The organism is Bacillus niameyensis (assembly GCF_001375535.1).
Lineage (GTDB): Bacteria > Bacillota > Bacilli > Bacillales > Bacillaceae_C > Lederbergia > Lederbergia niameyensis.
On the sequence record NZ_LN831197.1, the window covers coordinates 2,132,100 to 2,155,617 of the forward strand.

General features: G+C 36.7%; 21 protein-coding genes. 5 read left to right on the plus strand and 16 right to left on the minus strand.

Annotated features, from left to right (window positions below; genetic code table 11):
• Positions 1-61 precede the first annotated feature (61 nt).
• Positions 62-679 carry a DUF47 domain-containing protein gene (locus BN1243_RS09975; protein ID WP_062106421.1) on the plus strand — a complete coding sequence of 206 codons (618 nt, stop codon included), beginning with the start codon at positions 62-64 and terminating at the stop codon, positions 677-679.
• A 15-nt stretch (positions 680-694) separates the two neighbouring features.
• The gene (locus tag BN1243_RS09980; RefSeq protein ID WP_062106423.1) at positions 695-1,693 is read left to right on the plus strand and encodes an inorganic phosphate transporter; all 999 of its coding nucleotides are present in this window, start codon (positions 695-697) and stop codon (positions 1,691-1,693) included.
• Positions 1,694-1,792: 99 nt separating this feature from the next.
• Here the strand turns inward: BN1243_RS09980 and BN1243_RS09985 are convergent, their stop codons facing one another.
• The 3 genes from BN1243_RS09985 to wrbA form a co-directional block, all read right to left on the minus strand.
• Entirely contained in the window at positions 1,793-2,644 is an 852-nt protein-coding gene (locus tag BN1243_RS09985) for a DegV family protein (protein WP_062106425.1), read from the minus strand.
• Positions 2,645-2,975: 331 nt separating this feature from the next.
• On the minus strand, positions 2,976-3,926 hold the full coding sequence (locus BN1243_RS09990; protein ID WP_062106427.1) for a cation diffusion facilitator family transporter: 951 nt from the start codon (positions 3,924-3,926) through the stop codon (positions 2,976-2,978).
• A 161-nt stretch (positions 3,927-4,087) separates the two neighbouring features.
• The gene (wrbA, locus tag BN1243_RS09995) at positions 4,088-4,699 is read right to left on the minus strand and encodes an NAD(P)H:quinone oxidoreductase (RefSeq protein WP_062110545.1); all 612 of its coding nucleotides are present in this window, start codon (positions 4,697-4,699) and stop codon (positions 4,088-4,090) included.
• 465 nt (positions 4,700-5,164) lie between these two features.
• Between wrbA and BN1243_RS10000 the strand changes: the two genes are divergently transcribed.
• On the plus strand, positions 5,165-5,737 hold the full coding sequence (locus BN1243_RS10000) for a DUF4352 domain-containing protein (RefSeq protein WP_062106429.1): 573 nt from the start codon (positions 5,165-5,167) through the stop codon (positions 5,735-5,737).
• Between the two features lie 59 nt (positions 5,738-5,796).
• Here the strand turns inward: BN1243_RS10000 and BN1243_RS23050 are convergent, their stop codons facing one another.
• The 4 genes from BN1243_RS23050 to BN1243_RS10020 are packed head-to-tail and all read right to left on the minus strand — an operon-like array spanning position 5,797 to position 7,959.
• Positions 5,797-6,093 carry a YfzA family protein gene (locus tag BN1243_RS23050; protein WP_062106431.1) on the minus strand — a complete coding sequence of 99 codons (297 nt, stop codon included), beginning with the start codon at positions 6,091-6,093 and terminating at the stop codon, positions 5,797-5,799.
• A gap of 12 nt (positions 6,094-6,105) precedes the next feature.
• A complete protein-coding gene (locus BN1243_RS10010) occupies positions 6,106-6,723 on the minus strand; it encodes an ABC-2 transporter permease (protein ID WP_062106433.1) in 618 nt (205 codons plus the stop codon).
• Complete coding sequence (locus tag BN1243_RS10015) at positions 6,707-7,582, minus strand: ABC transporter ATP-binding protein (RefSeq protein ID WP_062106435.1); 876 nt, start codon at positions 7,580-7,582, stop codon at positions 6,707-6,709. Before BN1243_RS10015 ends, BN1243_RS10010 begins: the two co-directional genes overlap by 17 nt.
• A 2-nt stretch (positions 7,583-7,584) precedes the next feature.
• On the minus strand, positions 7,585-7,959 hold the full coding sequence (locus tag BN1243_RS10020; RefSeq protein ID WP_062106437.1) for a GntR family transcriptional regulator: 375 nt from the start codon (positions 7,957-7,959) through the stop codon (positions 7,585-7,587).
• A 220-nt stretch (positions 7,960-8,179) separates the two neighbouring features.
• Between BN1243_RS10020 and BN1243_RS10025 the strand changes: the two genes are divergently transcribed.
• A complete protein-coding gene (locus BN1243_RS10025; RefSeq protein WP_062106439.1) occupies positions 8,180-8,551 on the plus strand; it encodes a CidA/LrgA family protein in 372 nt (123 codons plus the stop codon).
• Positions 8,541-9,230, plus strand: coding sequence for an LrgB family protein (locus BN1243_RS10030; protein ID WP_062106441.1), 690 nt, complete (start codon positions 8,541-8,543; stop codon positions 9,228-9,230). Before BN1243_RS10025 ends, BN1243_RS10030 begins: the two co-directional genes overlap by 11 nt.
• A gap of 926 nt (positions 9,231-10,156) precedes the next feature.
• On the opposite strand, the gene BN1243_RS10035 is transcribed toward BN1243_RS10030, so the two are convergent.
• From BN1243_RS10035 to BN1243_RS10075, 9 genes are all read right to left on the minus strand, one after another.
• A complete protein-coding gene (locus BN1243_RS10035; protein WP_062106443.1) occupies positions 10,157-11,233 on the minus strand; it encodes a helix-turn-helix transcriptional regulator in 1,077 nt (358 codons plus the stop codon).
• 236 nt (positions 11,234-11,469) lie between these two features.
• The gene (locus BN1243_RS10040; protein ID WP_062106445.1) at positions 11,470-12,975 is read right to left on the minus strand and encodes a CehA/McbA family metallohydrolase; all 1,506 of its coding nucleotides are present in this window, start codon (positions 12,973-12,975) and stop codon (positions 11,470-11,472) included.
• Positions 12,976-13,069: 94 nt separating this feature from the next.
• The gene (locus BN1243_RS10045) at positions 13,070-14,605 is read right to left on the minus strand and encodes an arylsulfatase (RefSeq protein WP_230200164.1); all 1,536 of its coding nucleotides are present in this window, start codon (positions 14,603-14,605) and stop codon (positions 13,070-13,072) included.
• 122 nt (positions 14,606-14,727) lie between these two features.
• Entirely contained in the window at positions 14,728-15,702 is a 975-nt protein-coding gene (locus BN1243_RS10050; protein ID WP_230200165.1) for a glycoside hydrolase family 43 protein, read from the minus strand.
• A gap of 238 nt (positions 15,703-15,940) precedes the next feature.
• On the minus strand, positions 15,941-17,704 hold the full coding sequence (locus BN1243_RS10055) for a glycoside hydrolase family 2 protein (protein ID WP_062106447.1): 1,764 nt from the start codon (positions 17,702-17,704) through the stop codon (positions 15,941-15,943).
• Positions 17,705-17,723: 19 nt separating this feature from the next.
• Entirely contained in the window at positions 17,724-20,135 is a 2,412-nt protein-coding gene (locus BN1243_RS10060) for a family 43 glycosylhydrolase (RefSeq protein ID WP_062106449.1), read from the minus strand.
• A 39-nt stretch (positions 20,136-20,174) separates the two neighbouring features.
• A complete protein-coding gene (locus tag BN1243_RS10065; protein WP_062106451.1) occupies positions 20,175-21,011 on the minus strand; it encodes a carbohydrate ABC transporter permease in 837 nt (278 codons plus the stop codon).
• A 12-nt stretch (positions 21,012-21,023) separates the two neighbouring features.
• Entirely contained in the window at positions 21,024-21,965 is a 942-nt protein-coding gene (locus BN1243_RS10070) for a carbohydrate ABC transporter permease (RefSeq protein ID WP_407638854.1), read from the minus strand.
• A 183-nt stretch (positions 21,966-22,148) separates the two neighbouring features.
• A complete protein-coding gene (locus BN1243_RS10075) occupies positions 22,149-23,486 on the minus strand; it encodes an ABC transporter substrate-binding protein (protein ID WP_062106453.1) in 1,338 nt (445 codons plus the stop codon).
• Positions 23,487-23,518 lie beyond the last annotated feature (32 nt).

The following is a 23,518-nucleotide window of genomic DNA, read 5'->3' on the forward strand; positions in this document are numbered from 1 at the left end:
TTTATTTTCGACAAATTACGCTATTATTAGATAGCAAATTTTTATTTTATGGAGGAAGAAAATGTTTAAGAAAAAAGAGGATCAGTTTTCTATTCATTTGGCAAATATCTCTTCTAATCTAACGGAGAGCATGAATTATTTTTCGGAATATAAGCTAAACAATTTAGAAGACTTGAAAATATTTTCCGAGAAAATGAAGGAATTCGAAACGAAGGGAGACACTCTCGTTCACCAAGTAATCCAAGACTTAAATAATGTGTTCATAACACCTATTGAACGAGAAGATATATTAGCTTTAGCCATGAATATGGATGACATCTTAGACGGACTTGAGCAAACAGCCGCTTTATTTGATATGTATTCTATAGTTCAAGCGGATGAATATATGTTGCAATTCGTTAATGCGATCCAAAAAGGTGTAGAAGAAATCGAAAAAGCGATCCATTTATTATCCCAAAAGAAACTTTCTCAAATTAGTGAACATGCGATTAAAATTAAGGACTATGAATCTCAATGTGATGCCATTTTACGAATTTCGATTAAGCATTTATTTCAAATTGAAAAAGATCCTATTCGCATTATCCAATACAAAGAAATTTATGAGGAACTTGAGGAAGTGGCTGACTACTGCCAAAATGTCGCCAATACATTTGAAGCCATTATTATGAAAAATGCATAAGGAGTTAGTGAAAGTATGAATACAATCCTTATCTTAACAATCTTAATTGTCGTTTTTGCAGTGACATTTGATTTTATAAATGGATTTCATGATACTGCTAATGCGATCGCGACATCCGTTTCGACAAAGGCTTTACAACCGAAGCATGCTATTATACTAGCCTCTGTCATGAACTTTATCGGAGCAATGACTTTTACAGGAGTAGCCAAAACCATAACGAAGGATATTGTAGATCCCTTTACATTAGAAAACGGGTCAACTATTATTCTTGCAGCATTACTAGCTGCAATCGCTTGGAATTTAATTACTTGGTATTATGGAATTCCAAGTAGTTCTTCTCATGCTTTAATTGGCTCAATTGCAGGTGCAGCGATTGCAGCTTCAGGTTTTTCATCCTTAAATTATAGCGGATTTCTTTCCATTATAAAGGCACTCATTATTTCTCCAATTTTGGCCTTTGCCGTTGGGTTTATCGTCTATAGTATTATTAAAGTTATTTTTAAAAATAGTAATTTGACAAAAACGAACAAAAGGTTCAGGAGAATCCAAATTGCTACAGCAGCTTTACAATCATATTCCCATGGTACAAATGATGCACAAAAAGCAATGGGGATTATTACAATGGCTTTAATTGTCAATAATTATCAGAGCTCAGAAGATATTCAAATTTGGGTTCAATTTATTTGTGCACTTGCAATGGCATTAGGAACAGCTATGGGTGGATGGAAAATTATTAAAACGGTCGGAGGTAAAATAATGAAGATCCGTCCCGTTAGCGGGGTAGCGGCAGATTTAACAGGAGCAGCCGTTATTTTCGGAGCAACATTTATCCACTTGCCTGTAAGTACTACCCATGTCATTTCCTCCTCTATTCTTGGTGTTGGTTCTTCTCATCGGTTAAAAGGGGTACAATGGGGGACAGCTCAAAGAATGCTTATTACATGGGTCATTACTTTGCCAATTTCAGCAACCCTTGCTGCTATATTCTTTTATATCCTAAATGTATTTTTTTAATATAGAAAACGTAAGCGCCTGTTTAGCAACATATAAGCTCTCCCACATTATGTCAGGAGAGCTTTATTTATTATGCATTTTCAAAGCAGTTATTAGGTTTTAATTATTCATAAACAATACACCAAGTGTATTCGGACCACAGTGAGAGGAAATGGTACATCCCGCCCGTGTCACAAGAATTTCTTTAAACTCTGCAACTTCCTCGATCGCTTTTCGCACTAGATCGATATTTTCAGGAGATGTGCCTGAATGGGTGATAAAAATCCGATCAAATTTTATATCAGAGCGCTCTTTTAATCTGTCCATTGTATAACGTTTTAAAGTTTTCGGTAGGGAACCGCGGTATTTTTTTCCTACATTCATATTTCCACTTGCATGATCGACCTCAATACAAGGTTTAATATTAAGTAAGTTCGCACTAAATGCGGCCAAAGCGGAGCATCTGCCACCTTCATGAAGATAAGTAAGTGTATCAATGACAAAACTTGCATTAACTTTAGCTTTTAACATCTTAACTTCTTCGAAAATTTGCTCTGCTGGCATTCCCATGGCGATTCTCTCAGCTACTTCTATTACGAGAAGTCCCATTCCTGTAGAAAGATTGCCTGAATCAATTGGATAAACACTTCCAAGTTCCTCCGCTGCAATACAAGCATTTTGATATGAAGAAGAAATGCCCGAACCTAAACTGATATGGATCACATCATACCCCTCATCTGTCCATTGCTTAAAATAGTCGATATACTCTTGGACATTAGGAGCTGATGTTTTCGGCAAAATCCGTTGTTTTTGGTAGGTGTCGTAAATATCATCCGGGGTAATATCTACTCCATCTTTAAACTGTTTACCATCCAAATTGATATGAAGAGGTTGGCAATGCACATGATATCGCTTTTTTAAAATATCATCAAAGTCACAAGTACTATCTGCACTTAGAATAACTTTTTTCAATTTATTCTACCTCTCTTATTCTATAAAATTATTATATCAATATATTACCATATATAAGAGTCATGAAGTCAGCTCATTTAACTGTTAATTTTGCCGCAACCTTCATTTGATGAATCCAGCTTTCCCGTGCTTCTGGTTCAATTGGTTGAATATCATATATTTGAAAGTTCATCATTAAAAACCGGATGAAACATATACGAGCTTTTGTACTGTTTGTCCGTTATTTTTGCTTTCTTTTTAAAGAAAAACATATCGACGCCTCCTAAAATAATATTAACATGGAACGTCGATTAAACGAGGATATTTCAAGATCTTTGATAAAACCACAAAACTATTTCCATGTCCGAATACCATCATCTTTATCAAATTCAATAATCACATCCGTCACACTTTTCATTTCATGAATTTTATCTTCTATTCTGTCCTTTATATCAATCGCTTGTGCGACAGTCAATGTTGGATCAATTTCTAATTTCATTTCAATATGATAATCCTCCCCTTCTTTCATCGCAAATAATGCCTTAATATCTTTAATTTCCGGATTTGTATATACATATTTAGCAATTTCTTCTTCTAATTCATCATCAGCTTCACCAAGTGCCCCTTTGGCATTATCTAAAAATACTCTTCCCACAACGTAGAACATCATGACACCGATCATAATTGAAGCGACTCCTTCTGCTGCATGGAGACCGCCATAATAAGACATTAAAATTCCGATTATTGCAATTAATCCTCCTAGTGTAGCGACCAAATCTTCCATAAAGACAAGCTTAGTCGCAGGCTTGGCACGTTTTAAAGCACCAAAGCTTTTTGTAAAAATTTCAAACCCTTTTGCTTCAATTCGGGTTTCATGGATCACTTCTTTCATCGCTTTAAAGAGGACAAAAGACTCTAAAACGACAGCTAGTATTAAAACGGCAAGATTAATTAGAATCCCTGATGATTTTGTTGGGTTTAAAATGTGATGATACCCCTCTTTAATCGTTTCATAACTCATAATTCCTACAATAATGACAGCTCCAAGTAAAACTAAATTCACGAGTCTACCGAAGCCATTTGGATAGCGGTCTGTTGGTAACTTTTTACTTAAAGCACTTCCAATAAAAACAAAAAATTGATTCGCCGCATCCCCCAATGAGTGCATTGTTTCAGCAAACATCGCAACATTTCCCGTAAAAAAATAAGCGGTGCCTTTTACAATTGCAATAATTGTATTAACAATAGCTGCAATAAAGGCAGATTTATTTCCATTCTTTAATAAAGCATTCTTTTTTGCCATGATTCCCTCCAAATTAAAAATGACTATTAACTTAACATTCCCTAGTATTTGTTCTTTTTTAATTATCATGTAAAATTGATGATCGTTGTCATTAATCCATGACTTTTCAAAAAAAAAAAAAAAAGAAGAACTGTCAAATTAATAACAGTCCTTCTTAGCGTTTATTGATTTCCTTTTTTAACCCATTCTGCAACAGTAACAGTGCGTTTTGCTTGATGTTTAACAGCCGCTTCAACATCTTCAATCATTTTACCATCTTGACCAACTGTTACACTTGTTCCATATGGATTACCACCAGCACCAAAAATAACCGGATCTGTGTAACCAGGTGTTGCAATAATAGCACCCCAGTGCATCATTGATGTGTATAAAGATAATAACGTAGCTTCTTGACCACCATGTGGATTTTGTGCAGAAGTCATTGCACTTACAACTTTATTTACTGTTTTGCCAGTTGCCCAAAGCCCACCTTGGATATCAAGGAATTGCTTCATTTGTGATGCCATATTGCCGAAACGTGTTGGTACGCTAAAGATAATCGCATCTGCCCATTCAAGATCTTCTGAAGTCGCAACTGGAACATCTTTCGTTGCTTCAACAGTTGCTTTCCAGCCTTCATTTGCTGCGATCACAGACTCAGGCGCTAATTCTTGTACCTTTAAAACTCTAACTTCTGCACCAGCTTCTTTCGCACCTTCTGCAGCCCATTTGGCCATTTCATAATTTGTTCCACCCATGCTATAAAAAACAACTGCTAATTTAGTGTTTGACATTTTTTTCGTCTCCTTTGATTTTTTAAATAGATTGTTTAGAAACCCCATTATTGCACCTTCTTTTTTAGCTTTTTACCTCCTAGAACCACCGCGTTTGAAAATAATGAAGTTGAGATGCACCAAAACAGTTAATTCATACTTTCCCATTTCGAGATATTAACGTTAAAGGTCTTTAAGTTAAAGACTCCAATACGCGAGATTATCGATTCTATTCGAGTAAGGTTTCCCCTCTGTTTAGTATAGTACCATATAATATATCTCGAATTCAATACATATTTTTATTTTAACTAACTTTTTTACTTTCCTATATAAAATTACTCGTTTGCACGGTAGGACTTAGATGAAATTTTATTCATCTGCTTGTTTATGTTGCTAAATTTTACTTATTTACTTCCGATATTACTTTTGTGCTAATTTATGGGCAACTCGTTAAGCATTCATTGTATACAAAAGGAGATTAACTTTATGAAAAAAATGGTAAGCTTTGTTACAATTTTATTATTAGCTTTACTATCCGCTTGTTCGTCAGCAAACGATCATACTGATGCACCAAAACAATCAGGTGAAATTACGAAAAAACAAGAATCAATTGAAGTTGAATTAGATAAAGCTTTCAACGTGAAAACTAGTGTAATTGTAGAAAAAACGACTAAACTAAAAATGGTTGTTACAAACTTTGAAATTGTTCAAGATTTATCCCAGAAGGCAGAGGATAATGCTAAATATGATTATGTAAAATTTGATATATCGTTTGAAAATATTGGCGATAAGGAATCCCATTCTCAAGCTGTATCGAACTATTCCTTTAAATTTTATGATGAAAATGGGGTTGAGATTGAAGCGGATAACTATTTAGCGGAAACTGAACTTGAAATGGATGGCACTTTAAAGAAAGCTGCGGTGCGCCCAGGTGGAAAAAATCAAGGAAAATTAATATTCCCAATACCAAAAGGGAGTAAACCAGGTGAAATGGTTTACTCCTCTCAATGGGGAGCCATTTACGGTACAAATGAATATATTTTCAGTATCAAACATTAAACACTGAGTGCCAGGGGGGTCCTGGCACTTTTAATATTGATTGCTATTGCTCTTTGCAATCAAATAGTTTTTTTATATTTATAAGACAATTTCTCAATTATACAAATTATGATGTGTAGAATCAGAAGGCTACCCCAAACAACTGTAACAATATTCAGTTGTCCGCTATTATACATTTGGAATTTGGTGAATAGCCAATCCAAATGAGATACGACCCACTCGCCTGTTTTATTTAAATTAAAAATGATCCAAACTTCCGATCCGTCAAATAATATAAAAGTGATTTGAAATAACGCAAACAAAAGAAGATGCAACAACCAACTAAATCGCTTTTTGGATGGTATTTGTTCAGCCATAACTTTTCCCTTTTATACGAGTTCTCTAGATTTATAGATTTTTATAGATAGCATCCACGAAAACAGATACAAACATAAGGCTAGAAAGACACTAAGAACAAAAAACAAACTGTTACTTAGAATCTGAGGGATAATCAGCGTATCTAACATGTATTTATATGAATAATAAAATGAATATGAGCCTCCTATTACAAGGAGAATATACAATATGATTAATATAAAAATGACATTTTTTTGAGCTAATCGATAAAAAAGCGGAAAACAGAGTGCCCCGCTAAATATCATTAAGACAAAGCTGCCAACTACTTGTTTCCATAATGACAGTTCCCACCCTCCACTCATGATAAGCTCAATGATCATAACAGTGCTCATACTGATGATCGTAACGACCATTAAACTCAAATATCGGGCACCAACTATTTCGCTTCGAGTGAATGGCAATGCATTCCATAATTTATGTCCATTTGCTTGTTCATCAGCATAAAATGCATTCATTATTATAACGGCACTTATTATAGCGACAATAAATATGGCATCCTTGTCCCAATACATAAAGAAGAGAAGCATGGCAAAATACATAATCCATTGAAATTTATGGATGGTTATGTCTTTTTTAATTAACTGAAGCATTTTCTTTACCTCCCCGAGTGTAATACATGATCTCTTCTAGACTCGCTTTTTCAATGATTGCTTCTTCCCCAAACAGTTCTTTAACTGTATTATAATGAGCGGTCAAAGCTTCAAATCTATTATCAGCGCGCCTAATGGCAAGAAAATATTGCTCAGTATCTCGATCAAGCAAGTCTACTCCACCACGAACAATCGCATATTCCTCTTCTATCTCATGAATTTCTTTCGAAAAGACAATCTGCCCCTTTTGAATAAAGGTAATATAATCAGCAAATGATGATAAATCACTCATATTATGGGTCGACAATAAAATAGTCTTTTGCTCATCTAGCATTACGTCATGCAAAAGATCGATAAATTCCCTGCGAAAGATCGGATCAAGGTTGCTTGTTGGCTCATCCATAATGAGAAATTCAGCATGATGTGATAATGCAAAGGCAAGTGAGGCTTTCATCTTCATACCATCAGAGAAAGACTTCGTATTTTGTTTTAGGGGAAGTTCAAACCTATCACAAAATTGCTGAAATAAATAATCGTCCCATTGTCGATAACAAGGGGCAATTAACTTTTTCATATCACGCAAAGCTAAGTCTCCATACAAAATATTATCATTGAAAACGAACCCGATTCGTTCTTTGATTGCCTTTTCATTCTTCTTATAGCTCTTCCCAAAAACACGGATCTCCCCTGAATCCGGTTGAAGCAAATTCATAATCATCTTAATAATTGTGGACTTTCCAGCCCCATTAGCTCCGATAAAGCCTGTCACAAACCCCTTTTTTACTTGTAACGTCACATCTTTTATTTCGAAACGTCCAAAGGATTTATGCACATTTTGTAATTCAACCGCATTCCCCACTCTCATCTCTCCTCGTACAAAATTGTAATCCACTCTTTAATTTCTTGCAGGGATAACCCTACTTCTTTACTATTGGCAATAACTTCTATTAACTTCTCTTCTATCGTCGTCAATTTCTTTTCTTTCATGACATCTTCATTTTGTTCAGCGATAAAGGAACCTTTTCCAACGATAGAATAGATAAACCCTTCTTTTTCCAACTCTTCATAGGCACGCTTCGTAGTAATGACGCTAATGTGCAAATCCTTTGCCAATTGCCTCATCGAGGGAAGCGCATCACCTTCCTTTAATTCACCCGTTAATACTTTTTCTTTTATTTGATTTTTAATTTGATTGTAAATCGTCTCTTTGGAACTATTGGAAATTAATATTTGCATTCTCTTCCTCCATATGTAAAGGTTCTACAACTTCCCTTCACTCCCGCATACACATTATATACATTATATACAAAATGTACAATATGCTTATGAATTTTATTTTGTGAACTTAATATGGATTTCTAGACCCTTGAAATCGCTATCTAGAATGTCGATAATAGATGTACGAAAAGATACTTTTCTTCTTAAACTTTTTAGAAACCTAAGTGGAGACTTGATAGTGAAAATCACAAAAACACTTTTTCAGATTGTACTTCTATTTCTAATTTATTTACTTGGAAACTGGATTCAAAAAATGTTGGACCTCTACATTCCTGGGAGTATTATTGGAATGCTTATCTTATTTATTTTGCTATTAACAGGGATTTTCAAACAAGCTTGGGTTGAAACAGGATCTGTCCTGCTTATCAAGTATTTGCCATTACTTTTCCTTCCTGTAACTGTAGGAATTATAAGTTTCCCAGAGTTATTGAATGTACAAGGCATTTTTTTAATTTTCGTTGTTTTGATTAGCACATGTTTAGTGATGATCTTTACGGGGGTGCTGAGCCAGCTGTTACTTAAAAAAGGGCGGTATGATAATGATTCATAGTTTAATAGGGCTTGCGGCCATTGCTATTACAGTTATTGTGTTTTTTGCCGCTAGAAAGATCAGCCAACTATTCCCCCATCCGTTCACACTGCCCGTTTTAACATCAACTATTATTCTTGTTATAGGTTTAATGATATTTCGTATACCGTACGAAACGTATATGATTGGTGGTAAGTGGATCGAGGCATTTCTAGGACCAGCGGTTGTCGCATTAGCTCTTCCACTTTATCGGCATCGTAAAATCCTGATCGAATATACGGTTCCTATTTTGTTTGGAACGCTGTGTGGCTCTATTTTGGGAGTCGCAAGTGGACTGCTTTTGGGGAAATGGTTTGGGTTGGATCACCTTGTCTTACTTTCACTTTTGCCAAAGTCTGTTACTTCTCCCGTCGCAATGGATATCACTACTAGTGTTGGAGGTTCGCCTACGTTAGCAGCTGTTCTTGTTATGGTCGCAGGGATAAGCGGTGCAGTCATGGGTCATTCATTATTTCGCTGGCTTCGAATTGACCATCATCTTGCACGTGGTCTTGGAATGGGAAGTGCTTCTCACGCAATCGGCACAGCTAGGTCGATGGAGGATGATTTACGGGAAGGAGCTGCTAGTACAGTTGCCATGGTGCTCGCAGCTGTTTTCACATCAGTCATTACCCCGATTGTTGTAGTGATGTTTTTATAAAGAGCAATCTTTTGGGACTAATGTCAAAAAATAACATTTCATTATAAGGATACTTCATAAAAGATGAAAGGATAGATGGACAGTGGTTATACCTGCATACATCTATCCTTTTTTGTTAAGTAAATCACCCACAAAAACACTCTATTATTGCTTTTGGCTGCATTTTTCCAGAGCTATGGTCTATGACAGAGGTTATCATAGCCCGTTGGCTACATTTTTCCAGGTACATGGTCTATGACAGACGTTGTCATGAACCGTTGGCTGCATTTTTCCAGGGCTATGGTCCATGACAGAGGTTATCATGGACCGTTAACTGCGTTTTTCCATGTATATGGTCTATGACAGACGTTGTCATGACCCGTTGGCTGCATTTTTCCAGGGCTATGGTCCATTACGGACGTTATCATGAACCGTTGGCTGCGTTTTTCCATGTATATGGTCTATGACGGACGTTGTCATGACCCGTTGGCTGCGTTTTTCCAGAGCTATGGTCCATGACAGAGGTTATCATAGCCCGTTGGCTACATTTTTCCAGGTATATGGTCTATGACAGATGTTGACAGCAGTTCTCATGGTCATTTCCCCTAGATTTCCCCCACCTAAATGTCATGATAATCTTAAAAAAGGTACTAATAATCTTTTAAGCGATTCAAAACTTTGAAACTATTTTTTCGAGATAACCCCATTAAAAATACGACTTTAAATTCACATTACTGGATTTAAAAATCGTATTTTTGTTTCTAATTTAGAACATTGTCTTAAAGGATTTGTTGAGACTGAGCCATGCCTGCGGAAATCAACTCTCGTTTAAAAAAGGGGCAGCCAAAAAGGGAAGTGGTCTTCCACTTTTTGGACAGCTCCAAAGGAAAGCCCTAATTGGTTATGCATTTTTTACAACATTTTGATTTTATTGTCGCTTCTCATTCTTATCTGACTTTATTAATTAGCTCTTTATATTGTGCATCTCCGTAACCTACTGTTGGAAACAGATCAAACAACCTCTGGATTAATTCTTTTGTAGATAACTCTTTATTTTTATTAATAAAATTTACTACCTCATTATCTTCTTTTAACAGATCTAAATAAATGTTTATTGCTTGATACATAACTGGAATAAGTTCCTTAGTTGGTTTGGTATGACGGACCAACACTTCTTTATATACAAAATTATAATGACCTAACTTAAGTTCGGTTTGATTAACTTTAAATTCATCCTCTCTAAAACTATTTAAGAACACTTTTCCCTCATAGCCTGACTGTTCAAGATAGGACAGTATGGTAAGTAGGTTCATTTGACAAAACATGTCTTCACCGAACCATAGTACGATACATTTATACTCTTTATGAAAAAGATTGGCTAAAGGAGCCATAACTTTTTCAATATATCCCTCTACTGGTTCATGATGACCAGCAGCTCGAGTAATTGTAAACTCTTTATCAAAAATTCGTTCAGTCGTTGCGTTCACACACATCGCTTCATTAAATGGAGCATAATCAGAATCTCCCATAAGCCTGTTCTTTTTAAACTCTTCATACATAACTTGACCATTCAAGATGTGCATTACGTCTTCGTCAAACAACTCACTCTGTTTATTGTGTAACTTTTCAACCTCGATTTTTTTAGAAATATTCATTTTAAAACATTCCCCATTTTTATTAATAGTGAGTTTAACGACTGATTGAACAGGAAGCTTATTAAGTTGGTATTCTTTAGGATTGATGCCGAAAATATTTTTAAATGCTCTACTGTATGCTTCTTGTGAAGAATAATCATAATCAAATGCAACATCGATAATCTTCTTATTATTCGCCAGGTCTTCAGTAGATAAATACAATCTTCTAAGAAGAATATAGCGCCTAATACTAATCCCTGTTACTTGGTGAAATTTAAATGAACAATAATAAGGGGAATATCCCATATAATTAGATAGTTCATCTAACGAAAATTGATTTTTTAAATTAGCCTCAATCCAATTAATCATAAGCTGGATCTGTTCATTCATTCGTCTCACTCCTATATTCAATAATAAGAGGTATTAATTTCTGTTTTTTGATATTTCTTGTGCTTTTACAAATTTAACCTTTACTAAAATCGTGAAATAATATCTGCTGAGACATTTCGAAATGCTTTTGAATTATTATCTGTGTTCGAAAGGATCAGGCGTTGTATTTTCTATGTATGTTGTCCAAATTACGCTCTTCCAAAAGTTAGAAGACGTGAGTATTAAAGACTTGATTTTTACATTTCTATTTTTTTTAGTAAATCTCCCCATGAGGTTACAGACGTATTTTTATTTCCGTAATAAATAGGATTACTAAAGGCTAACAATTGCCCTTCTGCTGACCTCACATCAACTCGTAACCAACTATACCCTTTATTTTTCCAATTAAATGAATAACTGGAGTTGATTCCTTGTTCTTTCAATACAACTTCACCATTTTCAATCCAATAAATGAAGATATTTTCATCACCATTTTCGAGAGTAACGGTACACCTGCCATTATACCCATTCTGTTCCAGGGCTGCTGTTATTTCGTCACCAATTTTAAATATTTGGTTACCTATAGAAACGCTCAAACTAATAAATGGTCCTCTCGATACAAAAACCTTCCCTTGTTTAACAGCATCTAAAATAGCGGATGCAGACAAGTTTAGTGCATGGACATATGTTGCTGGATCACCGATTAAAGACGGTTGTCCTCCGTCATTATAAGATTCATGCGGGAGAAGATGAGAATCGGAGCCACCGATCCCTGTTATATGGTAACCTTCATTCCAAATATGCGACCAAAAGTTCAAGGCATGTTCAGTTGCAATCGGATTATCTTTATATGTCGGATCATTCCAAATTTCGATACTATCAATCATAGATAAAGGGATATTAGTAAACTGCCAAGCCCAGGGGGATAAAAACGGGTGGTTAACAGAACATAACGCACCTGTTTCCTTCACTTCTTGAAAAAGGAGCTTCATACCTTTCTCTGATTCTAACCCCCCATTGGGCATTGATGGCCTTATATCCGGCCACTCCTGCACCCCTAGTATATTCCAGTGCCCCTTCGATGTAGTCACTTCAATACCAGGAATGATCAGTACTTCTTCTTCTGACCACGACGTATGAACAATGTTGTGGTCGGTCGCTACAAAGAAGTCTAGTTTTTGATTTCTGGCACTATCATTATTACCACTACGAGTCATTTTCCCATCTGAAAAAATGGTATGCGTATGAAAATCCCCTCGGTACCACTTTTCCTCTGGATCTTTCACTTCCTCCCAGTCATAGCCGTTAATCAAAAAACCCTTACCTTGTTGTTGCGGTAAAACCCAGCAGGTATTTCCTAATGAGTGAAAATGATCCTGTTCGATCACGCCACCTTTACCTGATTCAACTGTAATTTCATATGAAGCTTCAGATGTTGTCTGTTGCAGATCATTGTTAGAGCCATAGGTTGGAACAACTTGGATTAGCCACTCACCACCCGGCAATTCACCAGGAACAGTAAGGGCACTTGATTTAGTGGCTTCCTTATGCAACAGTAATTTATTTAATGAATTCCCACGTAAATATTGTGTACGCAGCGTCCTATCGGCGTCGAACACTAAGAATAATAACCAGGCATTGTTAGTGGCATTGAATGTGAAGGCGATCCACTCGCTTTCATCAGGCAGTATAAAACAATGAGAAAAAAGAGGAAGTGACTTCCCCTTATCTATTTTTTGTTCAAAGTTAATTAGATTTGCCATTTACTCGTTCACCTCAATTATGATTTTGGGACTTCGTTGTTGCTATCATCCTCCCGATTTGCGGTTGCACGTATATTCGACCATATTGCCTTTTTTATAATCTTGGAACCACATGCGTCCTTTCCGCCCATTCCTTCCATAGGTGCTCCATTTCCTTCACTTTTTCTGGATATTCTGCCGCTAGATTATTCATCTCAGTTCGGTCCTCTTTAATGTTATAAAGCTCCCAATTTCGTTCTTTTATTTTCACTAATTTCCAATCGTCGTGACGGATGGCGCAATGCTCCTCGTGTTCAAAACATAATGTCCGTGACACTGGGGCTTCTCCAAGAAAAGCTGGTAAAAAGCTTTCACCTTCCATAGGTAGAATCTCATTTTCATTAAAAACATTAGGATATGGTGCACCTGTGATGTCTACAAAAGTGGCCATAAAATCAATAAAATGAGCAGGTCGATGATCGATTTCTCCTTTTCGCTTAATCACCTCCGGCCAATGTACAATCATTGGTGTACTAATTCCTCCTTCATGGCTGTAGTGTTTATACATTCTAAACGGAGTGCTGCTCACATTAGCCCATCCCGATCCATAACTATGATAACTGTCAGGGCCACCCATCTTCTCTAAGTCTGCTTTTCTATGTAAAATGTTTGTCGTCGTAATCCAGTTATCAAATCCCCAAGGATCCCATTCTGCACATGCTCCATTATCTGAGCAAAACACAATTAGAGTATTTTCAAGTTCAGCGTTTTCTTTTAAGTCTTCAATGACTCTGCCTATATTCAGATCAACTCGATCGACCATCGCTGCATATATCGCCATTCGACGTATCAAATCCCGCTTTCGATCTGGATCAATCGATTTCCAATCAGGGTTTACACCATGGATTTCCCGATCACGATCCCAGTATTCCGATAAAGGAGTTAGTTGTGATTCTTGATCCACAATTCCTAATTCTTTCATTTCTTCAAAACGCTCTTCGCGAATTTGATCCCAACCTTTTTCATACAACTTTATATATTTTTCAATATCTTCTTTTGGTGCTTGTAGAGGGAAATGAGGTGCATTGTAAGACAAATACAAGAAATACGGATTCTGATCTTGACGAGCTTCATTTATAAAATCCAAAGCATAATCCGTAATCGCATCCGTTGAATAAAATTCCCCTTGATTAAAATCTCGTACCGGCCGATCTTCCGGCAAGCGAACATAGCTTTGTTCGTCCCAAAAACTTGTAAATCCACCTAATAAACCATAAAATTCATCAAATCCCCGCTTAATAGGGTCATGCTTCCCAACATGCCATTTTCCAGATAAATACGTGCGATAGCCGCCTTCTCGCAACACTTCAGCGATGGTTACACAATCATCCTTCAAATAACCACGATAACCAGGTAGATCATAGTCATCAGTCATGTGCCCAACCCCTGATTGATGAGGATATACTCCTGTTAGTAAAGAAGCTCGACTTGGACAGCAACGTGCCGAATTATAACATTGTGTAAACCTTAACCCATCATTGGCCAGCTGATCTAAATTTGGCGTTTCAATCTCACTTCCAAAACAACCTAAATCCGAGAAACCTAAATCGTCGGTTAAAATAAAAATAATATTTGGCTTGTCTTTCATCATTTTGCATCCCCCTTAAACTTTAGAAAAAACCCGCTTGAATTATCCAAAAGTGCAATTTTCAAGCGGTGTAGCGTTCTCATGTTAAGATTTCACTTAAGGTAATGACTTATCGGATATAATCCTTATTCGTTTACTTTATTCGTTAATCCTTCCCCTGAAGGTAATTGGATAGGCACTGAGGTTGATAACGGAATTCCAAAATCAGGTGTACCATTCTCGTTCCAGCCGAATTTCTGAACACGAGTGCTGCGCAGTTGACTACCGCCTTCCGATTTTGGAATGGCATGATAAATAATCCAATCTTCCGTCCCATCGGGTGATTGGGAAAAACTATTATGGCCGGGAGCGAACACCCCGTTCTCCACTGATTTCTTGAAAACAGGATGAGGCGATTTATCCCAGGAACTAACATTCAATACATCTGCTTCATTAGAGGCGGTTAACATACCAAGTGAGTAATCATCAGACCATGTCGTACTCGCCGAGTATATTAAGAAAAGCTTCCCATTTCTTTTCAATAGAACAGGTCCTTCATTGATCGCCATGCCCCCTTGCATTTCCCATTCATATTCCGGTTTGGAGATCAATACATTTGGACCAGTCACTGTCCAAGGATTGGTCATTTCTGCAATGTATAGCCCGGAGCCATAGGCTGGAAAGTTTCCATAACCCGCATAAACAAAATATTGATGTCCATCGTGCTCGAAGACTGTTCCATCTAATCCTGGATGTTCAGTATTCACATAACCTCGTTCAATCCACTCACCCTCAAAAGGATCTTCCGATGAATTTTCAAGAACAAAAATTTTCCGAGTCTTGTCGCCGCCATCACCATCGTTTGCTGTAAAATAAACAAACCATTTTCCATTTATTTTATGGATTTCGGGCGCCCATAAATTTTGACTATTAATCCCTTCCTGTGGCGGAGTCCAGATCGTCTTACAGTCTCCTTCCGCGATACCGCTCAGCGTTGGAGATTTCCATAAATCAAGTCGGTTTCTTCTCGTAACCATAAAATAATACATATTATGATCCTTATAAACCCACGGATCTGCTCCTGGATCCATTAACGGATTTTGAAAAACATCGTTTGTCACATTAATCCCTTCCTTCTTTTCAATTGGATTTATAGAGGTATTCAAAGAAATCGTGAATTTATCGTTGTTTGTGCTGCTATTTTTCTGCCTTATCGGGAAAGTGCCAGATACTAGAACACTTGTTGAACGGTTTTAGTAGCTGGCACTGTACTAAGTATATATTTTGATAGCCAAAGACAATGATTGCTTACACTGTCACAGTCATTAACTGAAACTCCCCATGAGTTATGTCACTAATTTATTTAAGATTAATTTCTCGAATCTTTTTCATCTCAATTTTTGGTTGGCGATCCTCTGTAAGTAATCCATTTACTTCCTGTTGTACATCTGTAATTTGGGTATAACAGAAGCCACAAATGTAATCTATATCTTTAATTGCTTGCGTGATCGATTCAAATCTTTTCAAAAACGCTTCCTCGTCTTTAACTTGGTTCCCATAGCCCCAGCCTTTTTCTGAGTTAAAGGCAATACCGCCATATTCACTAATAATGATCGGTTGCCCTTTATATTTGTAGCCTTGAGCCAGTGCATGTTTATGTTTGTTGAAGGCAATTTTGTTGCCAACAATATTTTCGAAGCCCTTATATCTCTCCGAAAACTCATCGCCTAATTCGACATAATCATGCAACGTCAGAATATCCGAAACGGTATGTTCCCAACCATCATTGACGATGACAGGTCTCATGCTATCGAACGATTTCGTGAGGTGATAAATTGCTTCAGTAAATTGCTGTTGCTTTACATCCGTATAAATATTTTTTATTCCCCATGACTCATTAAAAGGTGTCCACGTAATAATAGAAGGATGATTATAATGTTGCTTTACGACTTCCATCCATTCTTCTGTAAAATTTTGCACCGCTTCATCAGAGTATTCATAGGTTGCAGCCATTTCCGACCAAACGAGTAATCCTTTTTTATCAGCCCAATAGAGATAACGTTGATCTTCCACTTTCATATGTTTTCGAACGCCGTTATATCCCATCTCCATTGTTTTTTCAATATCCTCAAGAATGGCTTCTTCTGAAGGTGGTGTTAAATGACTGTCTTGCCAATAACCTTGGTCTAAAAGTAATCTTTGGTAAAGAGGAACGTTATTTAACAATACATTTCCATTTTCAATTGAAATCTTCCTCATCCCAAAATAAGATTCAACCTGATCCACCACTTTTTCATTTTTATAAAGAGTAAATATAACATCATATAGATTCGGGTGTTCAGGACCCCAGAGCACCACTTTCCAATCAAAGTGATCACTCGCGATATTAACCTTCGCTGTATGTAGCCCGCGATTCACATCAATATGAAAGGATTTGATTGGCACTTGATTGAATGTGATTTCCGTCTTTAATGAAAGATTATCACTAACATCAATCGCATCCGGAAACTGATAAGTAAACTCTACTGACTCAGTATCAATATCCGGCGTGATTTTTACAGTCTCCAAATGTGTCTCATTCAAAAACTCCAGCCAAACCGTTTGCCAAATTCCAGTCGTTTGGACATACCAGCATCCAAAGTTTTGATCTTGCCAACGTTGTTTTCCTCTTGGTTGATGACAACTATAACTATCTTCATTTTTGACTACTATATTAAACTCACGATTCTCGCTAAGATACTCTGTAATATTGAAGGAAAAAGCAATTTGCCCGCCTTGATGTTTTCCAACATACTTTCCATTCACCCAAACTTTTGTAATATAATCCGCTGCTTGGAAATGTAAAAGAACCATCTTATCTTCATATTCTTGAGGAATTGCCACTTGTTTTTGATACCAAATGTTGGAACAAAATTCCTCTTCACCTATTCCACTTGCCTTTGTTTCATAGGTAAAAGGTACAATGATTTTTTGTGGGAGATTTGTAGATTCATACCATTTTTCTTTTTCGCCAACATTTTCTTTGTCAAAAGCAAAGTTCCATTCTCCATTTAGATTTAACCAATCCTCCCTTGTAAAGTGGGGTCTTGGATATTCTTTTCTTGGTAGATTATTGTGATTCATATGATGAATTCTCCTTATCTTATGGTAATGACTTAACTGTCAAGTCCTTGAAATAGACATCCGAATATTCCGATCTTATTCCTACTCTTCCATTCGTAAAGGCCAGTGGATCTTTATAAGTAATAATTGGTTTCTTTTCGTGATTCAAATAAACATTGATCTCATTGCTTTCGATTAAAACACGTAAATGATATTCTTTTCCTTCTTCCAATGAAACGGATGTTGATTTCAGTAAAGTAGAATTGTAGTTTAACTTTTGCAAGGATACTTCCCTCGTATTGAAAGATACATAATAGCCGATCAACGAATCCTTCACTTGATGTTCAAAATCAGATTCATTAGTGGCTCTCAATAATATTCCCGCTTCATCCATCAGTTCATCTTTGATTTCAAAAGTTAACTCCGCTTCAACATCTGTCCATTTTTCATCGCCAACATACATTTTCATATCTTCGGCAGAATTGGAGTCTACCCCATCTTCATTTTGTGTCCATGTACCGTGGATATCTTCTGCCTTCACTTGCTTTATTCCATCTTTCATTTCAAATTTTTCCTCAGAAACGAGATTAAATTCGAAATGATCCATTTCCACTTCTCCGCCATCATGTAAAAACTTCAATATATGCAAACCCTCTTCGAGTCTAATTCTGCCAAGGCGAATCTTTTGAGTCTGAACTTCCAAATCTAAGAGATTCTTCTTTACCTTAAATGCCTCTCCCTTTTCATCGTCTATCGACACCTCGAAGGAAAGATTCCTTTTGACAGAATTAGGATTGATAACAGCACTTATCTCATATAATCCCGCTTCACTTACATTTATTTTATATTTAAGCCAGTCACCCTTATTTTTTAAAGCAACTGAGTATGAACCTGCTTCACTTAATCGAATCGGTACATTTTCCCGATAAACATTTTCTTTTGATAGTTCCTTAATAAAGTACCCTCTGTTTTCACCCTCTAAATAATGAACAGCTTCAATAATACCTGGTAATGGCTTATACAATTCATAATCACTTGAATTATCAACATGATTAGAAAATGCGGTATAACCGAAAACGATATTTGCATGTTCAGATTGATAGCCTATCTCCCCTGCACCAAAACCAGTAGATTCTACTTCTATTTTCTTCATTCCGTCCAAATACACGATTGTTTTATTTTTTCTATTTTCCACTCTCACATTATGCAAGTAACTAAAATCAAATTCCTCGGGAAAAGCAGCAAAGTCTAAAATTTGCGTCTTTCCGTCGCTTACTTGCAAGAGATTTATGTTAAGTTCTTCAAAATCGACCAACACCGCTCCATAATGTTGATCATCGTAATAAGAGAATTGCGTTGCGACTTTCGCGTTCTTCTTTTTCTCCGGTATCGCAAAGTTAAATTCCGCAGTAAAATAAGCACCAGTCTTAACTTCACTTAACCAGCTTTGTTTAACCTGTTCATTTTCTTGCCATCTTTTCTCAAAATCTGGTCGTTCAGGTACAGGAGTTGGAAATTGGGTCGGGCCAAGTACATCCATCTTCTTTCCGTTAAATACGATTCGATCTATATTCATTTTCCGTACTGGAGGACCTTCAGCTGAACGGCCAATAAGATTATGATAAACAGCATAATAAGAATCTAGATTGGGGCCCATCACAATCGAATTATGACCAAGACCATTAAATTCATCGCGAGTACTGATTATGATTGGATTATGCTCGGGAATCTCATATCCTTCTAATGGCCCTTGTTCAGAAACGGCATAATTAATTCTGTACCCTTTACTAAACACATGATTTCCCGTATATGTCATATAGTAAAAATCATTATTTTTGATGATCATCGACCCTTCTGTCCAATGATCTAAAAAGACATTCGTTTCCACACCCTCTTCAAACGTAAACGGATCTATCATTCTATGACCAACAATTCCTGTATTTCCTGCATGGGTAAAATACCATGAGCCATCATCATCGATAAAAACAGATCCATCAATGGACATACCTAGATTTTCCGTTTCAACTTTAAAAGGACCTGTTGGACTCTTACTGCTTAAAACATAATGGCCATTACCGGCCGGCGAAGTATACATATAGAAGGTTCCGTTCCAATAAACAACTTCAGGTGCATATGCAGAAGCTGTGCGCTCATCCTCGGTCACTAATCCCTCGTATGTCCAATTTACCAAATCACTAGAACTCCATGCTTTGATTCCTACTCTGGCATCCTTTGTACTCACATATAAATAATAGATCCCGTTGTAACGGAAAACATAAGGATCACCGTTACCGTAATCCGGCCATTCATCAGCCAATTCAAAAGGATTACTGTACGTTTGCATCTTATCCATGTTTATATCCACCTTTACTTCCTCTATTTGTGCACAAGCTGTTAACATCAATAGCATAAGGCCTAAATAAAGTATAGGGAAATATTGTTTTCGATTCATTCGAATTTGAAACCTCCAAAAAAGCTCAACTTGCCTTAACTACCCTTTTATTCCACTGATTGCCAATGATTGAACAAAATGCTTTTGTGCTACTAAAAAGATAATGACACATGGAATCATAGATATTATGGACGCAGCCAATATCAATGGATAATTAGAAGAACCCATATACTGTGCCTGCATCGAAGCGATAACAACTTGTAAAGTTTGCTTTTCCGGAGAATGCAAATAAATTAATGGGCCTAGAAAGTCATTCCAAATTCCCATAAATCCTAAAGCCGCTTGGGCAGCAATAGCCGGTTTTGCGACAGGTAAAACAATGGTGAAAAAAGTCCGAATAAAACCGCTTCCGTCTATTTTAGCTGCATCAATTAATTCATCAGGCAAGGCACTCTGTAAAAATTGTCTAAGAAAGAACACAGTCACAATATTTCCAAATAGCCCTGGTAAAATTAAAGGAAGCAATGTATCTACCCAATTCAATTTAGAAAACATGATAAATTGCGGGATCATTACAACTGCAAAAGGAATCATCATCGTGCCAAGCAAAGCTAAAAAGATAGTTTCTTTAAAAGGGAAATCAATTTTCGCAAAAGCATAAGCAGCCATCGTTGAAGTAAAAATCCCAATTACCAATACAAAGACTACAACGATGAGCGTATTGATAAACCCACTTAGTAGCGGGACTTCTTTCCAAACTTCAATATAATGCTGAAAAGTTGCAGGATCTGGTATCCATTTAGGTGGAATTTGAAATATATTTTTTTGATCTTTTAATGAAGTAGAGATTGACCATGCAAATGGTACGAGCATCGCCACTGAACCAAATAACAGGATAGCGAAGGCCCAAATATTAATAATCTTTTCGCTCTTCATACCTTCATCCTCCTATCCTTCATAAACCCAATGTTTAGATAATTTAAATTGGATTAAAGTTACAATAAAGACGATAACTCCCAATATCCATGCAATTGAGCTTGCATATCCCATATTGTAATATTTAAAACCATGTTCAAAAATATAGAAAACAACTGTAGCTGCACTATACTCAGGGCCACCATCACCAGCGAGGACATAAATTTGACTGAAAGACTGAAACGCACCAATCACACCCATAACAAGGACAAAAAAATGGATTGGTGATAATAATGGGAAAGTGATCTTCGTAAATTTTTGAAAAATATTTGCCCCGTCTACTTCTGCTGCTTCATAATACGAACTAGGGATAGATTGAAGACCGGCTAAATAAAGGATCATATTACTCCCTATCCCTGTCCAAACACCTATAATGATTAGTGCTGGTTTAACCCATGATGCACTTCCAAGCCAATTAGGGCCTTGAATTCCAAACCATTCCCATAGCATATTATTTAAAAGTCCAAAATCGTAGTTAAAGATCCACTGCCAAACGAGTGAAACAGCAATAATCGGAGTGATGACTGGAATATAATAGATTGCTCTAAAAACACTTATCCCTTTAATCTTTCTATTCATCATAACAGCCAATATTAATGAAAGAATCATCCCGATCGGAATTCCAACCATAAGGAAGATCGTATTATAAATAGATTTAAAGACCTTTTCATCCCCAAGAAGTTCCTTATAATTATCTATCCCAGCAAAATTAGGTTTGTTAATGAGATCCCATTCAGCAAAACTTAAACCAACTGACCAAATGGTAGGAATAAGCCCAAATAAGAGAAAACCAATTACTGGAGCTGCAACAAATAAGTACGCCCACAAAATCTCTTTCTTTTTGTATCCGGGTATTTTAGAACGTTTTCGATTGGAATGGACCCTCTTCTCAGTCTCCGTAAGCAACTCAGCCAAAAATGTTCCCTCCTTTTGTTAAACAGATTCAAATCGGTAAAACATAGAGACTGTGACATAACTTAGTATCCCCCTGCCTAAAGCAAAGGATATTTCCGGAGTGGGTAAATCACAACCAACAATATTGTTCGGATTTATCATCGGTTAAAAAGCTTTTGTCCCAGCCTCTATATTTCTATTAGATCACTTCAAGTTCCCTTTTTTGTACAGTTCCTCCATTTTTGGTTTAACTTGTTTTACCCAATCTTCGACAGACATTTCTCCATTCCAAACTTTTGCTGCTTCCTGATTAAAATGATCTAGCCACTGAACATCTGGAGATCTCCAACCGTTATTCGGTTTACCATAATCTTCAATTATATTAATAAATTCTTGGCGATTTTCCGGTGCCTTATCCATAGTTAAAAACTCATTTTCCGCAAGACTCTTTAAGTTTGGTACTTGTTGCCCTAACTCCATAAATTGCCTTTGCCCGTCTTCATCTAATGATAAATAGGAAGCTAGGGCAAATGCTTCATCAGGATGTTCAGTCTTTTTAGATATAACAAATCCCATTGAGCCAAGCCAAGTTGCCGTTTTCCCTGTATTTGGACTAGCTGGCCAAGGGGCTAAATCCCACCCAAATGGTAATTCCCAAAAACTTGGTTGATCCCAAGGACCCATTGCGAACATAGCCACTCCACCAGATACAAACCTTGTATAGGAATTTTGCGCTTCCTCCGCCTCCTGAGAAGGCGATACTTTATGTTTTTGACTCAAATCTGCGACAAATTGCATGGCTTCGATAAATTCGGGTGTATCAATTTTCGCTTCACCCGTTTCATAATCAATATAATCCGCTCCATTACCCCAGACTGCTGTTTCTAAAGGAAAGCCAGCAATCCCATATTGATCTGTTTTCCCATCACCATTTGTATCTTTCGTTAATTTTAATGCCGTTTCTAACATCTTATCCCATGTCCATTCTCCAACTTCGTGAGGTGGATAATCGACACCAGCCTCATCAAACAAGTCTTTGTTGTAGACCATCGCCCAAGGTCCCACGTCTTTTGGTAAGCCATATAAATCTCCTTCTCCTACTGTTTGACCACTATAGCGATACCTATTTAATGCCTGCTCCCAAACATTATCTGGATTAAAAATGTCTGTTTGATCAAGATATGATTGTAAATTTAATAATTGATCAGCGCCAACGAAGCGGGCGAACTCAGGTCCAGCGGCATAATACACATCAGGCTGTTTGCCAGATGCAATTAATGTAGATAGTTTTTGCGAATATTCTGCAGGAGGAACGCTTGTATATTTTACTTTCACATTTGGATACTTATCTTCAAAAGATTTAATGACGGATTGAAAGATTTTCTTTTCGTCTGGATTTCCATGGCCCATGAACGATAATTCAATCGTTTCTCCTTTTTCCTCTGATTGCCCTCCTGAATTACTCGAGTTGCTACTGCATCCCGTGACCAACAGAAACATACTCAAAACAAATACAATTAATCCACTTCTTACCTTCTTCATATTTAACCTCCCCAGAAATGTAATCCCTTTCA

What these genes read in the sequence shown, in the direction of transcription:
- BN1243_RS09975 (WP_062106421.1), top strand. Translation starts at nt 62, where the DNA reads ATGTTTAAGAAAAAAGAGGATCAGTTTTCTATTCATTTGGCAAATATC.
- BN1243_RS09980 (WP_062106423.1), top strand. Translation starts at nt 695, where the DNA reads ATGAATACAATCCTTATCTTAACAATCTTAATTGTCGTTTTTGCAGTG.
- BN1243_RS09990 (WP_062106427.1), bottom strand. Translation starts at nt 3,926, where the DNA reads ATGGCAAAAAAGAATGCTTTATTAAAGAATGGAAATAAATCTGCCTTT.
- wrbA (WP_062110545.1), bottom strand. Translation starts at nt 4,699, where the DNA reads ATGTCAAACACTAAATTAGCAGTTGTTTTTTATAGCATGGGTGGAACA.
- BN1243_RS10000 (WP_062106429.1), top strand. Translation starts at nt 5,165, where the DNA reads ATGAAAAAAATGGTAAGCTTTGTTACAATTTTATTATTAGCTTTACTA.
- BN1243_RS23050 (WP_062106431.1), bottom strand. Translation starts at nt 6,093, where the DNA reads ATGGCTGAACAAATACCATCCAAAAAGCGATTTAGTTGGTTGTTGCAT.
- BN1243_RS10010 (WP_062106433.1), bottom strand. Translation starts at nt 6,723, where the DNA reads ATGCTTCAGTTAATTAAAAAAGACATAACCATCCATAAATTTCAATGG.
- BN1243_RS10020 (WP_062106437.1), bottom strand. Translation starts at nt 7,959, where the DNA reads ATGCAAATATTAATTTCCAATAGTTCCAAAGAGACGATTTACAATCAA.
- BN1243_RS10030 (WP_062106441.1), top strand. Translation starts at nt 8,541, where the DNA reads ATGATTCATAGTTTAATAGGGCTTGCGGCCATTGCTATTACAGTTATT.
- BN1243_RS10035 (WP_062106443.1), bottom strand. Translation starts at nt 11,233, where the DNA reads ATGAATGAACAGATCCAGCTTATGATTAATTGGATTGAGGCTAATTTA.
- BN1243_RS10040 (WP_062106445.1), bottom strand. Translation starts at nt 12,975, where the DNA reads ATGGCAAATCTAATTAACTTTGAACAAAAAATAGATAAGGGGAAGTCA.
- BN1243_RS10045 (WP_230200164.1), bottom strand. Translation starts at nt 14,605, where the DNA reads ATGATGAAAGACAAGCCAAATATTATTTTTATTTTAACCGACGATTTA.
- BN1243_RS10055 (WP_062106447.1), bottom strand. Translation starts at nt 17,704, where the DNA reads ATGAATCACAATAATCTACCAAGAAAAGAATATCCAAGACCCCACTTT.
- BN1243_RS10060 (WP_062106449.1), bottom strand. Translation starts at nt 20,135, where the DNA reads ATGAATCGAAAACAATATTTCCCTATACTTTATTTAGGCCTTATGCTA.
- BN1243_RS10065 (WP_062106451.1), bottom strand. Translation starts at nt 21,011, where the DNA reads ATGAAGAGCGAAAAGATTATTAATATTTGGGCCTTCGCTATCCTGTTA.
- BN1243_RS10075 (WP_062106453.1), bottom strand. Translation starts at nt 23,486, where the DNA reads ATGAAGAAGGTAAGAAGTGGATTAATTGTATTTGTTTTGAGTATGTTT.